The organism is Hymenobacter sp. 5317J-9, from assembly GCF_022921075.1.
In the GTDB taxonomy this organism is placed as follows: Bacteria; Bacteroidota; Bacteroidia; order Cytophagales; family Hymenobacteraceae; genus Hymenobacter.
Genome location: NZ_CP095050.1, coordinates 36,870 through 54,161, shown reverse-complemented (window position 1 = coordinate 54,161; position 17,292 = coordinate 36,870). Strand labels below are relative to the sequence as shown.

At 60.5% G+C, this 17,292-nt stretch carries 17 protein-coding genes; 15 read left to right on the top strand and 2 right to left on the bottom strand.

Features of this window, described 5'->3' with window-relative positions; all coding sequences use genetic code 11:
* The first annotated feature begins 112 nt into the window (after positions 1-112).
* From MUN81_RS00225 to arfB, 4 genes are all read left to right on the top strand, one after another.
* The gene (locus MUN81_RS00225) at positions 113-523 is read left to right on the top strand and encodes a helix-turn-helix domain-containing protein (RefSeq protein WP_245114409.1); all 411 of its coding nucleotides are present in this window, start codon (positions 113-115) and stop codon (positions 521-523) included.
* 108 nt (positions 524-631) lie between these two features.
* A complete protein-coding gene (locus tag MUN81_RS00220; protein WP_348533179.1) occupies positions 632-2,038 on the top strand; it encodes a carbohydrate porin in 1,407 nt (468 codons plus the stop codon).
* A gap of 128 nt (positions 2,039-2,166) precedes the next feature.
* Positions 2,167-3,114 (top strand): ketoacyl-ACP synthase III, encoded by a 948-nt coding sequence (locus tag MUN81_RS00215; RefSeq protein ID WP_245114408.1) that lies wholly within the window; start codon positions 2,167-2,169, stop codon positions 3,112-3,114.
* Between the two features lie 129 nt (positions 3,115-3,243).
* The gene (arfB, locus tag MUN81_RS00210) at positions 3,244-3,648 is read left to right on the top strand and encodes an alternative ribosome rescue aminoacyl-tRNA hydrolase ArfB (RefSeq protein WP_245114407.1); all 405 of its coding nucleotides are present in this window, start codon (positions 3,244-3,246) and stop codon (positions 3,646-3,648) included.
* Positions 3,649-3,702: 54 nt separating this feature from the next.
* On the opposite strand, the gene mgtE is transcribed toward arfB, so the two are convergent.
* Entirely contained in the window at positions 3,703-5,079 is a 1,377-nt protein-coding gene (gene mgtE / locus MUN81_RS00205) for a magnesium transporter (protein ID WP_245114406.1), read from the bottom strand.
* 261 nt (positions 5,080-5,340) lie between these two features.
* Here mgtE and MUN81_RS00200 point away from each other — a divergent pair, with 261 nt between their 5' ends.
* Positions 5,341-6,165 carry a cyanophycinase gene (locus MUN81_RS00200; RefSeq protein WP_245114405.1) on the top strand — a complete coding sequence of 275 codons (825 nt, stop codon included), beginning with the start codon at positions 5,341-5,343 and terminating at the stop codon, positions 6,163-6,165.
* A 132-nt stretch (positions 6,166-6,297) separates the two neighbouring features.
* Complete coding sequence (locus MUN81_RS00195; protein WP_245114404.1) at positions 6,298-7,350, top strand: hypothetical protein; 1,053 nt, start codon at positions 6,298-6,300, stop codon at positions 7,348-7,350.
* Positions 7,351-7,358: 8 nt separating this feature from the next.
* Here MUN81_RS00195 and MUN81_RS00190 read toward each other — a convergent pair whose 3' ends face one another.
* Entirely contained in the window at positions 7,359-7,718 is a 360-nt protein-coding gene (locus MUN81_RS00190) for a YraN family protein (RefSeq protein ID WP_245114403.1), read from the bottom strand.
* A 128-nt stretch (positions 7,719-7,846) separates the two neighbouring features.
* On the opposite strand from MUN81_RS00190, the gene lipB reads away from it, so the two are divergent.
* From lipB to gldM, 9 genes are all read left to right on the top strand, one after another.
* Entirely contained in the window at positions 7,847-8,662 is an 816-nt protein-coding gene (gene lipB, locus MUN81_RS00185) for a lipoyl(octanoyl) transferase LipB (RefSeq protein WP_245114402.1), read from the top strand.
* Positions 8,663-8,665: 3 nt separating this feature from the next.
* Positions 8,666-9,082 (top strand): hypothetical protein, encoded by a 417-nt coding sequence (locus MUN81_RS00180; protein WP_245114401.1) that lies wholly within the window; start codon positions 8,666-8,668, stop codon positions 9,080-9,082.
* Between the two features lie 48 nt (positions 9,083-9,130).
* Positions 9,131-10,213 carry an MraY family glycosyltransferase gene (locus MUN81_RS00175; protein ID WP_245114400.1) on the top strand — a complete coding sequence of 361 codons (1,083 nt, stop codon included), beginning with the start codon at positions 9,131-9,133 and terminating at the stop codon, positions 10,211-10,213.
* Positions 10,214-10,223: 10 nt separating this feature from the next.
* Entirely contained in the window at positions 10,224-11,408 is a 1,185-nt protein-coding gene (locus tag MUN81_RS00170) for a DUF4271 domain-containing protein (RefSeq protein ID WP_245114399.1), read from the top strand.
* 76 nt (positions 11,409-11,484) lie between these two features.
* A complete protein-coding gene (locus MUN81_RS00165; protein WP_190926677.1) occupies positions 11,485-12,315 on the top strand; it encodes a uroporphyrinogen-III synthase in 831 nt (276 codons plus the stop codon).
* A 166-nt stretch (positions 12,316-12,481) separates the two neighbouring features.
* Positions 12,482-13,501 (top strand): PorP/SprF family type IX secretion system membrane protein, encoded by a 1,020-nt coding sequence (locus MUN81_RS00160; RefSeq protein ID WP_245114398.1) that lies wholly within the window; start codon positions 12,482-12,484, stop codon positions 13,499-13,501.
* 248 nt (positions 13,502-13,749) lie between these two features.
* Positions 13,750-14,766, top strand: a complete 1,017-nt coding sequence (locus tag MUN81_RS00155) for an SUMF1/EgtB/PvdO family nonheme iron enzyme (RefSeq protein ID WP_245114397.1) — start codon at positions 13,750-13,752, stop codon at positions 14,764-14,766.
* Between the two features lie 108 nt (positions 14,767-14,874).
* On the top strand, positions 14,875-15,648 hold the full coding sequence (gldL, locus tag MUN81_RS00150; protein ID WP_245114396.1) for a gliding motility protein GldL: 774 nt from the start codon (positions 14,875-14,877) through the stop codon (positions 15,646-15,648).
* 44 nt (positions 15,649-15,692) lie between these two features.
* On the top strand, positions 15,693-17,276 hold the full coding sequence (gldM, locus tag MUN81_RS00145; protein WP_245114395.1) for a gliding motility protein GldM: 1,584 nt from the start codon (positions 15,693-15,695) through the stop codon (positions 17,274-17,276).
* Positions 17,277-17,292 lie beyond the last annotated feature (16 nt).

Sequence of the window (17,292 nt, the reverse complement as noted above, 5' to 3'; positions counted from 1 at the left end):
CCCGGCGGCGGAACAAAGGTGAAGGCCTACCTTTGCTTTTCGCAAGTACCTACGAAAAAGTAGGGTGCTCACTAAAAAGAAATAATTGCTGATAATCAACACAATAATTTTTATGCCAAAACCCACCAAACAGCAGCAGGCTGAAGCCTATTGGAGCACCTCGGAGGCCGAGCGCACCCTGACGTGCCCGGTGCGCACCACCCTCAACGTGTTGGGCGGCAAGTGGAAGTTGCTCATCCTGTCCTACCTGCTCGACGAGCCGCGGCGCTACGGTGAGCTGCGCCGGCTGATGCCCGAAATCACGGAGAAGATGCTCATTCAGGAACTGCGCGAACTGGAAACCGATGGCATTGTGGCCCGCACCGTGCACCAGACGGTGCCGCCGCGCGTCGACTACAGCCTCACCGAACAGGGCCAGCGCGTGCGGCCCGTGTTTGCCGAATTGCTGGGCTGGGGGCTGCAGTATCTGGAGCGGGCAGGCGGTTGTGGCGTGGCCGGACTGCCCGCTACGCAGAAAAACTGACGCGGCGCGCGGAGCAACAGTCAGGCTTCATGTTTCCCACATGCGTGGCGGTTTAGGTTCGGCGTCTCATCCCGGGCGGCTTCGGTTGGCCCTCTTTGTTTTCGTCTTCTGAAACGTTCCTTACCTCTGCTTGCGGGGGCGCTGCTCCTGGCGGGGCAGGCCCGCGCCCAGGTCACGCCGCCCAGCACCACCACGCCCCACAACCCGCCGAATGCCGCCTCTGCGCAAGAGCCCACGCATCACCCCAACGACACCCCCGGGGAGCGCAGTGGCTGGAGCCTTCACTTCCAGCAAACGCTGATTGACCAGTGGCACAGCGACCTGCACACGCCGTATTCGGGCGACTACAGCCTGGCCGACCGCGAATCGGCCAAACTCTCGTTCACGTCCACGCTCTTCATTGGGCGGCGGCTGTGGAAGCGGGCGGCCGTGTATTTCAATCCCGAAGTGGCCGGCGGCAGCGGCCTGAGCAGTGCCCGCGGCATTGCCGGCTTCACCAACGGCGAAACCTTCCGCATCGGCGTGGCCGACCCGGTGCTGTACCTGGCCCGCCTCTACCTGCGCCAGACTTTTGCCCTGGGGCCCGGCACTGTGGAAGAAGAAGACGGCCTCAACCAGCTGGCGGGCCCCCGGCCCGAGCGCTATTTTGCCGTCAATGTAGGAAAGTTCAGCGTGGCTGATTTTTTTGACCAGAACAGCTATTCGCACGACCCCCGCACCCAGTTCCTGAACTGGGGCCTGATGAGCGCCGGCGGCTGGGACTACGCCGCCAACACCCGCGGCTACACCGTAGGCGGCGTGCTCGAGTACGTGACGCCCGCCTTTGCCCTGCGCTTCGCCTCCACGCTGGAGCCCACCTATGCCAACGGCCCCACATTGGACTTCCACTACGGCAGCGCCCACGCCGAAACCCTGGAGCTGACCAAGCACTACCACCTGGGCAGTCGCCAGGGCACCGTTCGGGCGCTGGCCTTCCGCAACGTAGCGGCCATGGGCGACTACCGCGCCGCCACCGCCGCCAACCCGCGCCTGCACACCGACACCTCGGCCGTGGCCCTGTTTCGGGCGCCGGGCCGCACCAAAACCGGCTTCGCGCTCAATGCTGAGCAGGAACTGAACGCAAACGTGGGCCTCTTTGCCCGCCTGAGCTACAACGACGGCCGCTACGAAACCTGGGCGTTCACCGAAATCGACCACAGCGCCAGCCTGGGCCTGGTGAGCACTGGCGCCCGCTGGCAGCGGCCCGACGACCGCCTAGGCGCCGCCGTGGTGGTGAACGGCCTCAGCCCCGAACACCGCGACTACCTGGCGGCCGGCGGCTATGGCTTCATCGTGGGCGACGGCGCCCTGAACTACGGCCTCGAAAGCATTGGCGAGGTGTATTACAGCTTCAGCCTGCCGCGCTACCACGCCTCCATCAGCCCCGATTACCAACTGGTTATCAACCCCGGCTACAACCGCGACCGCAGCGGGCCGGTGCACGTGGCGGCGGTGCGGCTGCACGTGGAGTTTTAGGGGCGGGAAGTGGCTCTGCGTGTAAAATTCGGGCATCTGGACGGTTGGGGCCGGCCGCCGCGGGCCGGGGGCCGTACCTTTGTGCCCGCCGCAAGGCGCGTTTGCGTTTCCCCATCCAACCCTAGTCCGTGTACCTTCATCATGTGGCGTCCTACCTTCCGGAGGCCGTCGTCACCAATGCTCACTTCACCCGCCTGAATGGCCTGGCCAGCGAGTGGATAATTGAGCGCACCGGCATTCAGGAGCGGCGCAAAGCGGCCCCCGGCGAAAATGCCAACACCATGGCCATTGCCGCCACCCGCGCGGCTTTCGCCGCCGCCCCCGCTTTTGCTTCCGATAGCGTCGACCTCATTGTGGTGGGCACTTACACGCCGCACGACACCATTTTCACGGCCGCCCACGCTGTGCAGCGGGATTTGAACGTGAACGAGATTCCCACGGTCAGCATTTCCTCGGCCTGCTCTTCGCTGCTCAACGCGGTGGAAATCGTGGAAGGCTACTTTGCCATGGGCAAAGCCACCCGTGCCGTGGTGGTGGTGACCGAGCACAACACCGCCTACAACAACGAGGAAGACACCATGGCCGGCCACCTCTGGGGCGACGGCGCCGCGGCCCTGCTCATCAGCAAGGAGCGCATCGCACCCGGCGACTTGCGCATTGCCGAGGTAGTCACCGGCGGCGCGGCCCCGGTGAGCAAAGCCGACGAGTCGGTGACGCTGAAGCCCGTGGAGCGCGGCATTGTGATGCCCTTCGGCCGCGACGTCTTCCAGCAGGCCTGCATCTACATGGCCAAGGTGACCCAGCAGCTGCTCGACAAGCACGCCATTGCCATCGAGCAGCTTACCTACCTCATTCCGCACCAGGCCAACCTGCGCATCTCCAAGAACGTGACCAAGCAACTGGGCCTCGACCCCGCCCGCGCCGTGAGCAACATCGAGCGCCTCGGCAACACGGGCTGCGCCGGCGCCGCCATCGGCCTGGCTGAAGTGTGGGACACGCTGAAAGGCGGCGATAAGGTGATTATCACCGTGTTCGGCGGCGGCTATTCCTACGGCGCCATGCTGCTGGAAAAGTAGAACGTCATGTAGTGAACGGTCATGCTGAGCGCAGCGAAGCATCTCGCGTGCTGTAGGTAATCCAATCGAAAGGATTAGCGGTAGCACGCGAGATGCTTCGCTGCGCTCTGCATGACCGTTCTTTACCCCATGTTACCTCCCGTCGACGCTTTCCTGCCCGAAATCACCTTTCAGACCAGCCGCAGCAGCGGGCCTGGCGGGCAGAATGTAAACAAGGTGGAGTCGCGCGTGGAGCTGCGCTTTCCCCTGCGCGAGTCGCAGGTGCTGACCGAAGCGCAGAAGGAGCTGATTTTGGAGAAGCTGGGTGGTCAGCTTACGGCCGAGGGTCTGCTCCTCGTCACGGCGCAGGACGACCGCAGCCAGCTGCGCAATAAGGAAATCGTCCTGGCCCGCTTCCACGAATTGCTGACGAAAAGCCTGCGCCGCCCCAAGCCCCGCAAGGCCACCAAGCCCAGCAAAGCCGCCGTACGCAAGCGCCTCGAAGGCAAAAAGCTGCACAGCGACAAGAAAGCCAACCGCCGCAAGCTGGACTAAGCGCCGGTAACGCCGCCGCACGCGGGGCGGTGGCTGTGCCCTGGCGTGGCGGCCCTATAGCAGCGTGCCCCGCAGCAGCAGCAGCGCCACCGAGAAGTAGATAATCAGGCCCGTGACGTCGACCAGCGTGGCCACGAAGGGCGCCGACGACGTGGCCGGGTCCAGGCCCAGCCGCTTGAGCAGCAGCGGCAGCATGGAGCCCGCCAGCGAGCCCCATAGCACGATGCCCACCAGCGCCACGCCCACCGTGAGGGCCACCAGCGCCCAATGCTCGCCGTAAATCGGCGTGATGCTTTGCCAGATGGCAATGCGCCCGAAGCCCACCAGACCCAGAATCAGGCCCAGCAGCAGGCCCGTGATAATCTCGCGCCGCAGCACCCGCCACCATTCGCCCAGCGTGAACTCGCCCAGCGCCATGGCCCGGATGATGAGCGACGTGGCCTGCGAGCCCGAATTGCCCCCGGAGCTGATAATCAGGGGCACGAATTGCATGAGCACAATGGCCTTTTGCAGCTCGCCCTCGAAAAACTGCATGGCCGAGGCCGTGAGCAACTCGCCCAGAAATAGGATGACCAGCCAGCCGGCCCGCTTCTGCACCAAGCGCAGCAGCGGCATGGTGAGGTAGGGCTCGTCGAGGGCTTCGGAGCCGCCGAACTTCTGAATGTCTTCGGTGTCTTCCTCTTCCCGAATGCTCAGGATGTCGTCGATGGTCACGATGCCGAGCAGAATGCCCTGGTCCGACACCACGGGCAGGGCGTTGCGGTCGTTGCGCCGGAAAATATCGATGGCTTCTTCCTGGTCCTGGTTGGCCACGAGGCTCACGTAGCGGCGGTCCATGAGGTCGCGCACCCGCGCCATGGGCGCCGTGAGGAGGAACTCCCGGATGCGGATGTCGTCGATGAGCACGCCGTGGGCGTCGGTCACGTAGAGCATGCTCAGCGTTTCGGACTGCCCGCCGTGCTGCCGGATGTAGTCGAGCACCTGCTGCACCGTCCAGTTCTCGCGAATGGCGATGTAATCGGGCGTCATCAGGCGGCCCACGGAGTATTCGGGGTAGCCCAGCAGCTGCAGCGTCACCTTGCGCTCTTCTTCCGAGAGGCTTTGCACGAGCTCGGCCACGAAGTTGGCGGGCAGAAATTCGAGCAGGGCCGTGCGGTCATCCGGCGACATCTCGTTGAGGATGTCGGCCATCTTGTCCTGGGCCAGGTTTTCCAGAAAGTGCTTCTGCACTTCCAGGTCGAGGTATTCGAACACCTCGGTGGCCAGCTTCAGCGGCAGCAGCCGGAAAATAATGAGCTGCTCCCGGTCTTCTTCCTCCTCAATGAGCGACACCAGCTCCGAGGGCTGAAAGTCGCGGAGTAGTTGCTTAAGCTTAAAAAACTCGCCCTCCTGAATCAGGGACGTGATGGTTTCCACGGTCTGCGGCTGCATGTAAAGAGGGGCGGAGGTGCTTCGCTAGGCAAGCGGGGTTGGGGAACGGAAAATTGCGGTGCAAAAGTAGCGCGAAACCCGCCAGTAAATGGCCGGCAAGCCCAAAGCTGGCGACGATAAAAAAGCGGTTGGGCCCGCGGGCATTACCTCGGCCGTAGCACCTTGTGGCGGCTTGCTGCCAGTGGACCGCGCTCAGCTCCTCGGCAAAAGGTGCTTTCCCCCGTATCAACGGTTCTATCTTGCCTCTCCAAACCCGTGCCGATGCCCGACGATTCCATTTTGCATGCTGCCGCGCCGCTGGGCACCCTCGTGGTGCTGGGCGGCGGCGACGACGACCCCATGCTGGCCCTGCTGGCCCGGCTGCTGCCCGACCGCAACTCGCCCATTGAGGTGCTCACCACGGCCAGCCGCCGCCAGCCCGCCCGCACCGCCGCCGCCTACGCCCACGCCTGGAACCAGCTGGGCTGCCCCCACGTGCGCCACCTGCAGGTCGACGAAAACAACCCCGCCGATGACCCCGCTACCCTCGCCCGCCTGCGCCGCGCCGCCCTCGTCTTCATGAGCGGCGGCGACCAGGAACGCATCACCGATTTCCTGCTCGGCACCGAATTTCTGGCCATTCTCAAGCACAAGTACCAGGCCGAAGCCGGCTTCATCGTGGCCGGCACCAGCGCCGGTGCCTCCGCCATGGCCGATTTCATGCTCGTGAACGGCCACGGCTGGCGCAGCCTGCTGGCGGGCCACGTCGACGTGAAGCCCGGCCTGGGCCTGCTGCCGGGCGTGCTGCTCGACCAGCACTTTGCCGAGCGTGGGCGCTACCCGCGGCTCATGCACGCCGTGCTGGCGCAGCCCACGCTGCTGGGCGTCGGCCTGAGCGAAGAAACCGGCCTGGTGATACGCGCCGGCCACCCCGCCGAGGTATTTGGCGAAGAAGCGGTGGTGATAGTAGACGCCGCCGCTGCCACTCACAACAACCTGCCCCAACTGCCGGACGACCAGGTCATCAGCGGCCACAACCTGCGCATGCACCTCATGGTAGCCGGCCAGCACCTCGACCTGGCCACGCGGGAAGTGCAAGCAGGGTAGGGGAGATGGAAGCAGGGAAGAAGGGGACGTATTACGCATCTTTCCATCTCCCATCCTTTCCATCTCCCTTCCCCGCGGGCACCAAAGCGTCCTACATTTGCGTTGATGCGGCGAAATTATTTGGTGCTTTTCATGCGTAAATCTCGTTTGTGGCTGCGGCCGCTGCGTTTTCTGGGTGTTTTATTGCTGGCGCTCACGCTGTTGCCGTGGGCGTGCACGCGCAAAACCGTGTCCTTCAAAAGCACGCCCGACGAGCCCATCGCGCTGGTGTCCGACACGCTCACGCGCCCCGGCGATACCCTGAACGGGAAGCCTTCGCTGAGCACGGCCCGCAAAGTGGTGCTCACCAAAGAGCAGGAAAAAGCTGCCAAAGATGCGGAGAAGGACACCCAGCGCAAGGCCAAGAAAAAGCCGAAAAACGTCTTCCTGGGCGAGAAAATGAAGAAGGCCTTCGTGAAGACCGGTCCCAAAGGCCGCAATCAGAAAATTACCATCTTCTACTTCCTGAAATATCCCAAAGTGCTGAGCGACTACGCGCCGGCGCACTACTACTACGATACCAAGAAGCACAAAATCCTCAAACTGGCGGCCGTGGAAGAAGACGCCGCCAACCTCAAGATTCTGCATGGACCCTACAAGGTGCTGCAGAACAATAAGGTGCTCGAAACTGGCTACTACGCCTTGGGCACCAAACACCTGCGCTGGGAAACCTTCGATAAAAATGGTGTGCTGCTGACGAAGACCCACTACGAAATGGGTTTCCCGCGCGACGCCAACGTGAGCTACTACGGCGAAGACCGCAGCAAAGTCAACGAAGTGGTGCCCTACGTGAACGGCAAGCTCGAAGGAGATTATGCCAAATTCCTCGTCAACGGCCAGCCCGACTGGCGCGGCCAGTTCGAGAACGGCAAGCGTGTGGGCATCTGGACTAAATACTGGGGTTTCCGTGGTCGCCGTCACTACGAATACCAATATGCTGAATCTGGCTACGACCCCGAAGTGACCGAGCCCGAGCTCATCCGCGAGTACAACCGCAACGCCACCCTCATCTACGACAAGGAAAAGAACCTCGACAAGCGCGGCCAGCCCGAGGCCGAGGACCGCCCCGGCCAAACCCGCCGCCCCGGCTACACGCCCCGCACCGTGCCCAAAGCTGCCCCCAAGGTTGCGCCCCGCAAAAAGTAAGCGCGGGCCTAATAGAAGGCGTCTTCAAAGTGTTCAAGCCGAAAACCCTGGCTCAGCAGCGTGAGGGCTACGATGTCGAAGCGGATGTCACCGCGCCAGTCGAGTTCTTCCTGCAAATGGGTGGCAGCCAGTCGAAACAGCTCCTTCTTGCGGGCCGAAACAAAGGTTTCGGGGGCACCGAATTGGCCCGATGACCGGGTTTTTACTTCCACGAACACTAGCAGGGCCGTGCCCTGGCGCAACACTAGGTCGACTTCGGCGCGGCCGTGGCGGTAGCCGCGGGCCAGCACCTCATAGCCCTGGGCCAGAAAAAAGTCGGCTGCCGCGGCCTCGCCGGCCTGGCCTAATTCGTGCGGGGCGTGAGCCATGGGAAAAAAGCGGAAGCAGCCGGTCTGTTGAGCTCTTGGTGCCAGCCGCCGCAAGCTAACCGAAGGCGGGCGCAAGCCAATGCCTACCGTGCTTAGTACCTTTGCATCCCGTTACATTTCCCTTGCTCATGGCTTCTTTAGTAGAACAGGTTCCGGCACCGCCGTACGACGCCCCTGGCGCCGATGGCGTTCAGCCCACCACCAACCGGACGGTGGAGGTGCGCCGCCTGGGCCTCGTGGATTACGTGCCCACCTGGGAGCTGCAGGAAGCGCTGATGGCCGGCACGCTGGCCATCAAAACGCAAAACCGCGCGGCCGAAACATCTGGTACCCCGCAGCAGCCCACGCCCAACCACCTGTTGCTCTGCGAGCACCCGCACACCTATACGCTGGGCAAAAGCGGCAAGCCCGAGCACCTGCTGCTCGACGACGACGCCCTCACGGCCCACCACGCCAGCTTCCATCGCATCAACCGCGGCGGCGACATCACCTACCACGGCCCCGGCCAACTGGTGGGCTACCCCATTCTCGACCTCGACAATTTTCGCCCCGACATCCACTGGTACCTACGCATGTTGGAGGAGGCCGTCATCCGCACCCTGGCCGGGTATGGCCTGAATGCCGGCCGCATTGCCGGCCTCACCGGCGTGTGGCTCGACTGGGAGGAAGGCGCCCCCAATCCCCGTAAAATCTGCGCCCTGGGCGTGAAGTGCAGCCGCTGGGTCACCCTGCACGGCTTCGCGCTCAACGTAACGCCCGACCTGTCGTATTTCGGCCACATCGTGCCCTGCGGCATCACCGACAAAGCCGTTACCTCGCTGGCCCGGGAAGTGGGCCCGGGCGTGGCCGTGTCGGTGGCCGACGTGCAGGAGCGCCTGTTGCCCCACCTGCTGGACCTGTTGGGCGCCACGGCTTCGGCCCCGGCCGCCCACCCCAATGCATAAGCTGTGAAACAAGATATTTCCTTCGACCCCGTAGAAGGCGTTTCGGTCGCCATCATTCCCGACAGCGGCGCGCTGACCCCCGACGGCCAGCCCCTGTGGCAAGTGTACTTGCTCAACCACAACGATTTTCCGCTGCAAAACGTCATCGTGAACGCCAACGGCTACGGCCAGCAGCCCGACGGGGAGAAAGTGCGCACCTCCACCTTGCGCTACGTATTTGAGCAGGTGGGCGCCCGCACGGCCGTGCCCGTCGAGCCCATCGACCCGGCGTTGTTTCACCTCAACAATCAGTACTGGGTGAGCTACTACCACGGCGCCCAGATTTTTGACAAAAAATTCATCTTCGTGCCCGATTCCATCGTGCCCGATAACTTCACTCACATTGCCCTACTCGACCAAACCGGGGTGCTGCACAGCTAAAAAAGCTGCCTCCGGGAAGTGTAAGCCATTGATTGTAAACTATTATATATGAGTCATTTCGATATTCCGCTGGGTCTGTCGTGGATGTGGGCGTTGCTGGTGTCGCTGTTCGCCGTGCCGTCCATCATCTACATTGCCCACCTCAAAAACATGCTCGATACGCCCAACGGGCGCACCGTACACCAGTCCCTCACGCCACGCTTGGGCGGGGTGGCCGTATTCGCCGGGTTCATGTCGGCCCTCACCATTTTCGCGCCCCTGCAAAATGGCGTAAAAGAGCTGCTGGCCGGCTGCATCATCCTGTTTTTTGTGGGCCTGAAGGATGATTTGGTGGGCATGTCGGTGGCCAAAAAGTTTGTGGGCCAGCTCCTGGCCACGGGCATCGTGATGATAATGGCCGACGTCCGCATCACCAGCTTCCAAGGCATTTTCGGCGTTGGCACGTTGCCCGTGGGCGTCAGCTATGCCTTCACCCTGGGCGTCATCGTGGGCATCACCAACGCCATCAACCTCATCGACGGCCTTGACGGCCTGGCCGGCACCATCGTCTTGATAATCTGTGGCACGTTTGGCTACTACTTCTACCAGTACGGCGGGCCGTACTTCAGCAATTACGCGTACGTGGCGCTCTGCCTCATTGGCGGGCTGCTGGGCTTTCTGCGCTATAATTTCCATCGGGCGCCCATTTTTATGGGCGACACGGGCTCGCTGGTGTGCGGCTTCATCGTGTCGGTACTGGCCATTCAGTTCATTGAGATGGGCCTGCACGTAGGTCAGCCCTTTGGTGCGGCGGCGCCCTCCGTCGCAGTGGGCATTCTGTTTGTGCCGTTGTTCGATACCCTACGGGTGTTTTCGCTGCGCATGCTGGCGGGCCGTTCACCCTTTTCGCCCGATAAAAACCACATTCACCACCGCATCTTGGCCATGGGTTTCCAGCAAATCAGCACCGTGCTGCTGCTGGGCCTGCTCAACGTGCTGGTGATATTGTTCGTCATTCGTTTCGCTCACCTGGGCAACACCATTCTCATTGCCGCCCTGGCCGGCTTCTCGGCGCTGCTGAGCATCTTCTTCGGAGTTTACCAGAGCCGCATTTCCCGCCGGCAGCTGCTGGCCACCGAAAGCGGCAGATAACGGCTTGACTATGTGGCGTGCGCGACGCATCTGCTGGCTGCTGGCGTGGGGCTTGTGCCTGGCCCTGGCCGGCATGGCACGCCCCGCCCAAGCCAGCGAGTACCGGCAACTGCCCCCCGCCACGCCCACCTCGCTGTCGGCCGACTGGCTGATTCACGACGCCGCGCGCAACCGGCTTATCTTCTACCTGCCGGGCTACCACCAGCCCGCGCATACTTACTATCAATGGGTGCGCATCAGCCGCAACCAGCCCTTCCCGCTGTCGTTTGCCGCCCAGCCGGGGCTGAGTTTGTTTCTCGACAATCAACTCATCTTCAACGCTAAGTCGGCTACCACCTACGCCCTCGATTTGGCGCAGCTGCTGCCGGCGCAGCTGGCGCCGGGCACGCACCTGCTGGCCGTGTGGCAGCCCGATGGCTCGCCGGCGCTGGCGTCGTTTTCGGGCGTGAGCGCCAGTAGCGCCGCCTCCGGCCGGGCCGAAGCGCGCGCGGGGCAGGCCCAGCCGCGGGTGCCCGGCCCGCAGGGACAAAACGTGTACCTGGGATTCTTGCTGGTGCTGGGGTTGTCCTACGGGGCCGTGCGCGCCACTTACCAGCCCGGTCTGGCCCGCATTTTCCAGATTGACGAGCTTTTCAGCAGCGGTGCCGACCAGCAGGCCTTTCTCGCCAAGCCCGCCTTCTCGCTCCTGAACCTGTTGCTGGTGGTGCTGTTCGCGTTTTCGTTTGCGCTGCTCCTCACGGCCCTGCACACCGACCTGCAGAACCTGCCGTTGCTGCGCCGCTTCTTCGACGTGCCCGAAACCGCCATCGTGGCCCGCGTGCTGCTCTACGCGGGCGTCATCACGGTGTTTGTGTTTGGTAAGTATGTGTACGTGGCGCTGTTAGCATACACCTTTGGGCTGCAGGGACTGGTCAACGTGCAGTACCGGGAGTTTTTGCGCACCACCTTGCTGGCGGGCTTGTTCCTGCCCGTGGTGCTGCTGCTCTACCTCAGCCTCAACAGCGGCTACCCGCAGGCCGTGGCCTGGGCCGCCAGCGCCGCCATTGCGGTGGTATTGGTGGGCACGGTGCTGCGCGTGGCCCACACTTTGCACCAATATGCCTCCCTGCTGAATCTCCATTTGTTTGCCTACCTTTGCGCCACTGAAGTACTGCCTTTATTGGTTTTGCTCAAACTTATTGTCTTTACGTACTGATTGGACCTGGTTTCTCAAATTGCCTTCGTGCATACTACTCCTCTTATTGTCCTAGCATTACCCTTTTCCTTCCTGTATGGCCGAGAGTGCAGATAAGCCGGGCACAGGCCGGCATGCCAAGCGCATCAGCAGCATCCTGGTTACCCAGCCCAAGCCCGCCAACGACGTTTCTCCCTACTTCGCCATTGCCGAGAAGTACGGCATTAAGGTCGATTTTCGCGAGTTCATCGAAGTGCAGCCGGTGTCTTACAAAGACTTCCGGCGCGAAAAAATCAACATCCTGGATTTTACGGCCGTGATTTTCACGAGCCGCAATGCCGTGGACCACTTCTTCCGCATCTGTCAGGAAGCCAAGCTGGAGATGCCCGCCGAGATGAAGTATTTCTGCATCTCGGAGCAAACCGCCAACTACCTGCAGAAGTACATCGTGTTGCGCAAGCGCAAGCTCTTCGTGGGCGAGCGCACGGCCGCCGACTTGTTCGACGTCATTAAAAAGCACAAAGGGGAGAAATTTTTATACCCCTGCTCCGACATTCGCAAAGACGACCTGCCCGTGTTTATGCGGGCCAACAACCTGAAGTTTTCGGAAGCCGTCATCTACCGGACCGTGGCCAGCGACCTGTCCGACCTGGCCGAGGTGAAGTACGACTGCATTGCTTTCTTCAGCCCGTCGGGCATCAGTTCGCTCTTCATCAACTTCCCCGATTTTGTGCAGGACGGCACCCGTATTGCCGCATTTGGCCCCACCACGGCCAAAGCCGTCCTCGACGCGGGCCTCATTCTCGACATCGAGGCGCCCCACCCCAACGCCCCGTCCATGACCGGAGCCATCGAGGCCTACATCCGGCGGCACGCCCAGCCCGACGTGGGCAAGCCCAATTCCAAAAACGCCAAACCCAACGCCTGATTCAGGTAAATGGTTGAAAACCGGAGCAACCCACCTTTGCCCCGGTTTTTTTTGTCCAAGTTTTTTGGCCGCGCTTTTTCCCTTACATTTGGAAGCGAGTCTTTCGCTCGCAACCACCCAACTTCCACCTCCCTCTTCTTTCACACCCCCCGTTACCACCTGTCCTATGAAAGGAACGTTACTCGCGACCCTCTTTTTCGCGGCCGCAGCTGGCTCGGCGTATGCTCAGCAGCAGCCTCAGTTCACCCACTATGGTTTCAACGGCATGGCCCTGAACCCGGCCTACGCCGGGATTAAGGGGTACGGGGAATTCAACCTGATTGGGCGCTATCAATACTTCAACTACGGCAACTTCGGCGATGCCAACGGCTCGCCCCGGACCGGCCTGTTCTCGGCTTCCATGCCCATTCTGGCCACCGGCGGTGGCGTGGGTGCCGTGGTGTATTATGACCAAGTAGGTCAGTCGAAAATGACCAACGCGTCGCTTTCCTACTCGCAGCACATCAAACTGGGCGAAGGCAAACTGGGCATCGGCATTCAGGGCATCTACACTTACCTGAGCAAAGGCACCTACATCGCCATCGATAAGTACGACGTGAACGTGCCCAGCGGCGCTTCCGACAGCAAGTTCGACGCCGGCGTGGGCCTGTGGTACGAATCGCCGAAGTTCTACGCGGGCTTGAGCATGAACAACTTGCTCCGTTCGAAATACACATTCAAAAGCGCTGGCATACCGGACCCGCAAACCGGCAAGATAGGCGGTACCCCCAACCAGTACATCGCCGAGAACCACGCCTACTTTACGGCCGGCTACAATATCGACGCCTCGTCCTCCGTTGTCGTGACGCCGACGGTACTGGTGAAGTCCGTACTGCCGGGCGATTTTTCCAGCAGCAGCAAATTTAGCAACTCCAAGAACTACTCTTTTGAAGGCGGTGTTCGGGCCACTATTGACGACAAATATTGGATAGGCGCCAACTACCGCACCGAGGAATCCATTTCCGGCCTGCTCGGCATCAGCTTTGCCAAAGACAACGCCGTACGCTTGGGCTACGCTTTCGACTTTATTGCTTTCAACCAAGATGCCCGCGCGTTCAGCTCGCACGAAATTATGCTCTCCTACCGCTTGCCTAAGGCCACGGTGAACACCCGCCCGGCCATTCGCACGCCCCGTTACAGCTTCTAATTTTCCTATTTCTCATTCAGCTCTCAGAATGAGCATTATCCTATTCAGTTAGGATAAATTTTAGGCGGCTTCGCAAAATAAATAACGGATTAACCGAGTTATTTGCGCTATTCAGCGTGTTTGCCCCGAATTTGGTCGTGTGCAGCAAATCTTAGGTATTGCACAGTTTCCTAATTCAGTGTAGATTTGCCAGCCCATCTAAATGTACTTTAGCGGTATCGGTATCTAAAAACAGAATTTTAACACACATGAACAAGCTTCTAGCATTATCCCTTTTTGCTATCTCCGGGACGTTATTAGGTGGGTGTTTTGGAAAAGGCCCCACGGGTGACTTGGTTGGTTCTGAAGACCGGCCCTTCTTTATTCCCCAGGAAGTGCCTTACGGCATGGTGCCCTGCCCCGGTGGCACGTTCCACATGGGCCAAACCGACCAAGACATTTCGGCCTCTATGGTGAACATGAACAAGCAGGTGACCATCGCCGGCTTCTACATGGACGAAACGGAGATTACCAACAACGAGTACCGCCAGTTTATGGACAACATCAAGCAAGACTCGCTTGATGTGTTGGGCGAAGAGTACGTGATGACGGAATTGTACCCCGATACCACGGTGTGGGTTCGCGACTTCACCTACCACATGGGCGACCCGCTGCTCGAGTACTACTACACGCACCCTGCTTTTGACGATTACCCGGTGGTAGGCGTCGATTGGTTTGCCGCCAAATATTTCTGCAACTGGCGCACCAAGTTCCGCAACGCTGCGCGTGAGGAATCCGGCTACGCCAATGACCCCAACTTCCGCCTGCCCTCCGAGGCCGAATGGGAGTACGCCGCCCGCGGCGGCCGCGACCTGGCTACCTACCCTTGGGGTGGCCCGTACCTGCGCAACACTAAAGGCTGCATGCTGGCCAACTTCAAGCCCGGCCGCGGCGACTATGCTTCGGATGGCTTTGCTTACACTTCTGAAGTAGGCTCCTTCTTCCCCAACGACTTCGGCCTGTACGATATGGCCGGCAACGTGTCGGAGTGGTGCGACGACGCCTACATGGAAGCCTCGGTGCCGGTGGTATGGGACCTGAACCCCACGAACCCCGACGACAACGAACCGCGCAAAGTAGTGCGGGGAGGCTCCTGGAAAGACATTGCTTATTTCCTCGAAACGGGTACTCGCAACTTTGAATACCAGGATTCGGCGCGGTCTTACATCGGTTTCCGCTGCTCCATGATTCAGATTGGCATGGGCACGAACAGCTCCCTCAACTAATAAGCAAGTCTTATCATCACCACCCTCCCCCTTCTAACACCTTCTTCAACCCCTTTCAATCGTTAAATTCTCATGGCAGCTAAAGGAAGTTTTCTCTATGATACGCTGATGCCCAAAATTTATGGCATCGGTGCAGCCGTTGTTATCGTCGGTGCATTGTTTAAAATTGAGCACTGGGCCGGTGCTGATACCATGCTTATCGTAGGTCTGGGCACCGAGGCCGTTATCTTCTTCCTGAGCGCGTTCCAGCCCCAAGCCAAAGAGCACGATTGGTCGCTGGTATACCCCGAGTTGAGCGAAGGCTACGACCCCTCGACCGGCAGCAACAGCTTCTCGACCGACAGCTCGGCCAAAGGCCTGACGATGAAGCTCGACGACATGCTGAAAAATGCCAACGTGACCCCCGAAGCCATTTCGAGCCTTGGTCAGGGCCTGAACCGTTTGAGCACCACTACCTCGCAGCTGTCGCAGCTGGGCGAAGCCACCAACGTGACCGACGAGTACACCAAGAAAGTACGTTCGGCCGCCGATTCGCTCGAAAAAATCAACGTAGCCTACTCCAACACCGTGGATGCCATTTCGGCCATGTCGAACGCTACTTCGGATGCCAAGGAGTACCACATGCAGGTGCAGAACGTGACCAAGAACCTGGGCGCACTGAACGCAGTGTATGAAATGGAGCTGCAGGATGCCAACACGCACCTCAAGTCCATGAACCAGTTCTACGGCACGCTCAGCAAGGCCATGGACAACATGACCCAGGCCGGCAAAGACACCGAGCAGTTCCAGAAGCAGGTGGCCGACCTCACGGGCAACCTCACTTCGCTGAACCGTGTGTACGGCAACATGCTGAACGCCATGCGTGCCGGCGCCCAAGCCTAAGCGCTTTTTATCATCCTCTCCACAAATTTTAGCGGAACCAGATAATGGCAGGCGGAAAAGAAACACCGCGGCAGAAGATGATTGGCATGATGTACCTCGTGCTAACCGCTCTTCTGGCGCTTCAAGTGAACTCAGCGATTCTGCTGAAGTTCAAATTCATCGACGACAGCCTCTTGGGCGTCAACGATAAGACTTCGGTCGGCGCCGATGGTACCGTTAAGGGTATTCAGGCTGCTGTTCAGAAAAACAACAACCAGGCACGCGACCTCGCCGTGCTGAAGCAAAGCGAAGAAATTCGTGCCAAGACCAAGGAACTGGTAGCTTACCTTCGCGACGTGCGTCAGAAGCTGCTCACGGCCACCGAGAACAAAGGTCCGGAAATGACTAACCTGAGCGGTGAAGACAAAGTAGCCATCACCATGCTCGGCGGTCAGAAGCACAACGGCATCGCCTACACGGGCCTGAAGCCGAAACTGAACGAGTACGCGGAGTTCATCAAGCAGTATGTGCCCACGGCTACGCCGCTGGCCATCGATGCCAAAGACGACCCCCGCGTGACGGAGAAAGCCCAGAAGAACAAAAACTTCGCGGAGCTCAACTTCGAAAACACCCCGGTGGTAGCCGCTCTGGCCACCATCTCGCAGAAAGAAACCGAAGTGCTGAAATACGAAGCTGACGCTCTGTCGGCCTTGGCTCAAAAAGTAGGTGCCAAGACGATTGTGTTTGACAAGATTGGCGCTTTCGCCAGTGCCGAGTCCAACACGGTAGCTGCCGGCACCAAGTACAAAGCCGAACTGTTCCTGACGGCTTCGGCCTCGACCATCAGCCCCCGCATGACCCTGAACGGCAGCCCGCTGTCGGTGGGTCCGGACGGCAAAGGCAAGGTGGAGTTTACGGCCCGTCCCGGCGCATTCGATGCTTCGGGCAACGCCAAGGCTTCGTGGACGGGTACCATCCGTTTCAACCAGAACGGCCGCGACACCACTTTCACGGTGAAAGTGCCTTACACCATCACCAAGCCGGTGATGCAGATTCAGTCGGCTTCGGTGCAGGCCCTGTACTTCAAGTGCGGCAACAAGCTGAACGTATCGGTGCCCGCTTTGGGCGCCCAGTACAAGCCCAGCTTCTCGGCTTCGGGTGCTTCGGCCATCCCCGGTTCGAAAACGGGCGACGTGACGCTGATTCCGAATTCGAAGGAAGTAACGCTTAATGTAAGCAGCGGCGGTAACGCCATTGGTTCGCAAACCTTCCAGGTTCGCCCCATTCCCAAGCCCACCATTCAGTGCTTCGTAGGCGGCCGTGAGGCCAACGAGAAGCAGGGCACTCCGGGTACTGCCGTGCGCTCGATGACGCTGAAAGCTGTGCCGGATGCTGGCTTTGCCACCTTCCTGCCCGACGATGCTCGTTTCCGCGTGACCCGCTACGAAGTAACCCTCGTGCGCGGCCGTCGCCCGGCACTGGCTACCAAAACGGTGAATGGCCCACAGGCTGACCTCAGCGATGTGGTGAATGCCTACCGTGACGGTGACCGTCTTTATGTAGAAGTGAAGGAAGTGCAACGCATGAACTTCCAGGGCAGCACCGAGCCGGTGAGCGTTTCCAAGCAGTTTAATATCCCCCTGCTGTAATATTTGTGGCTTGTCC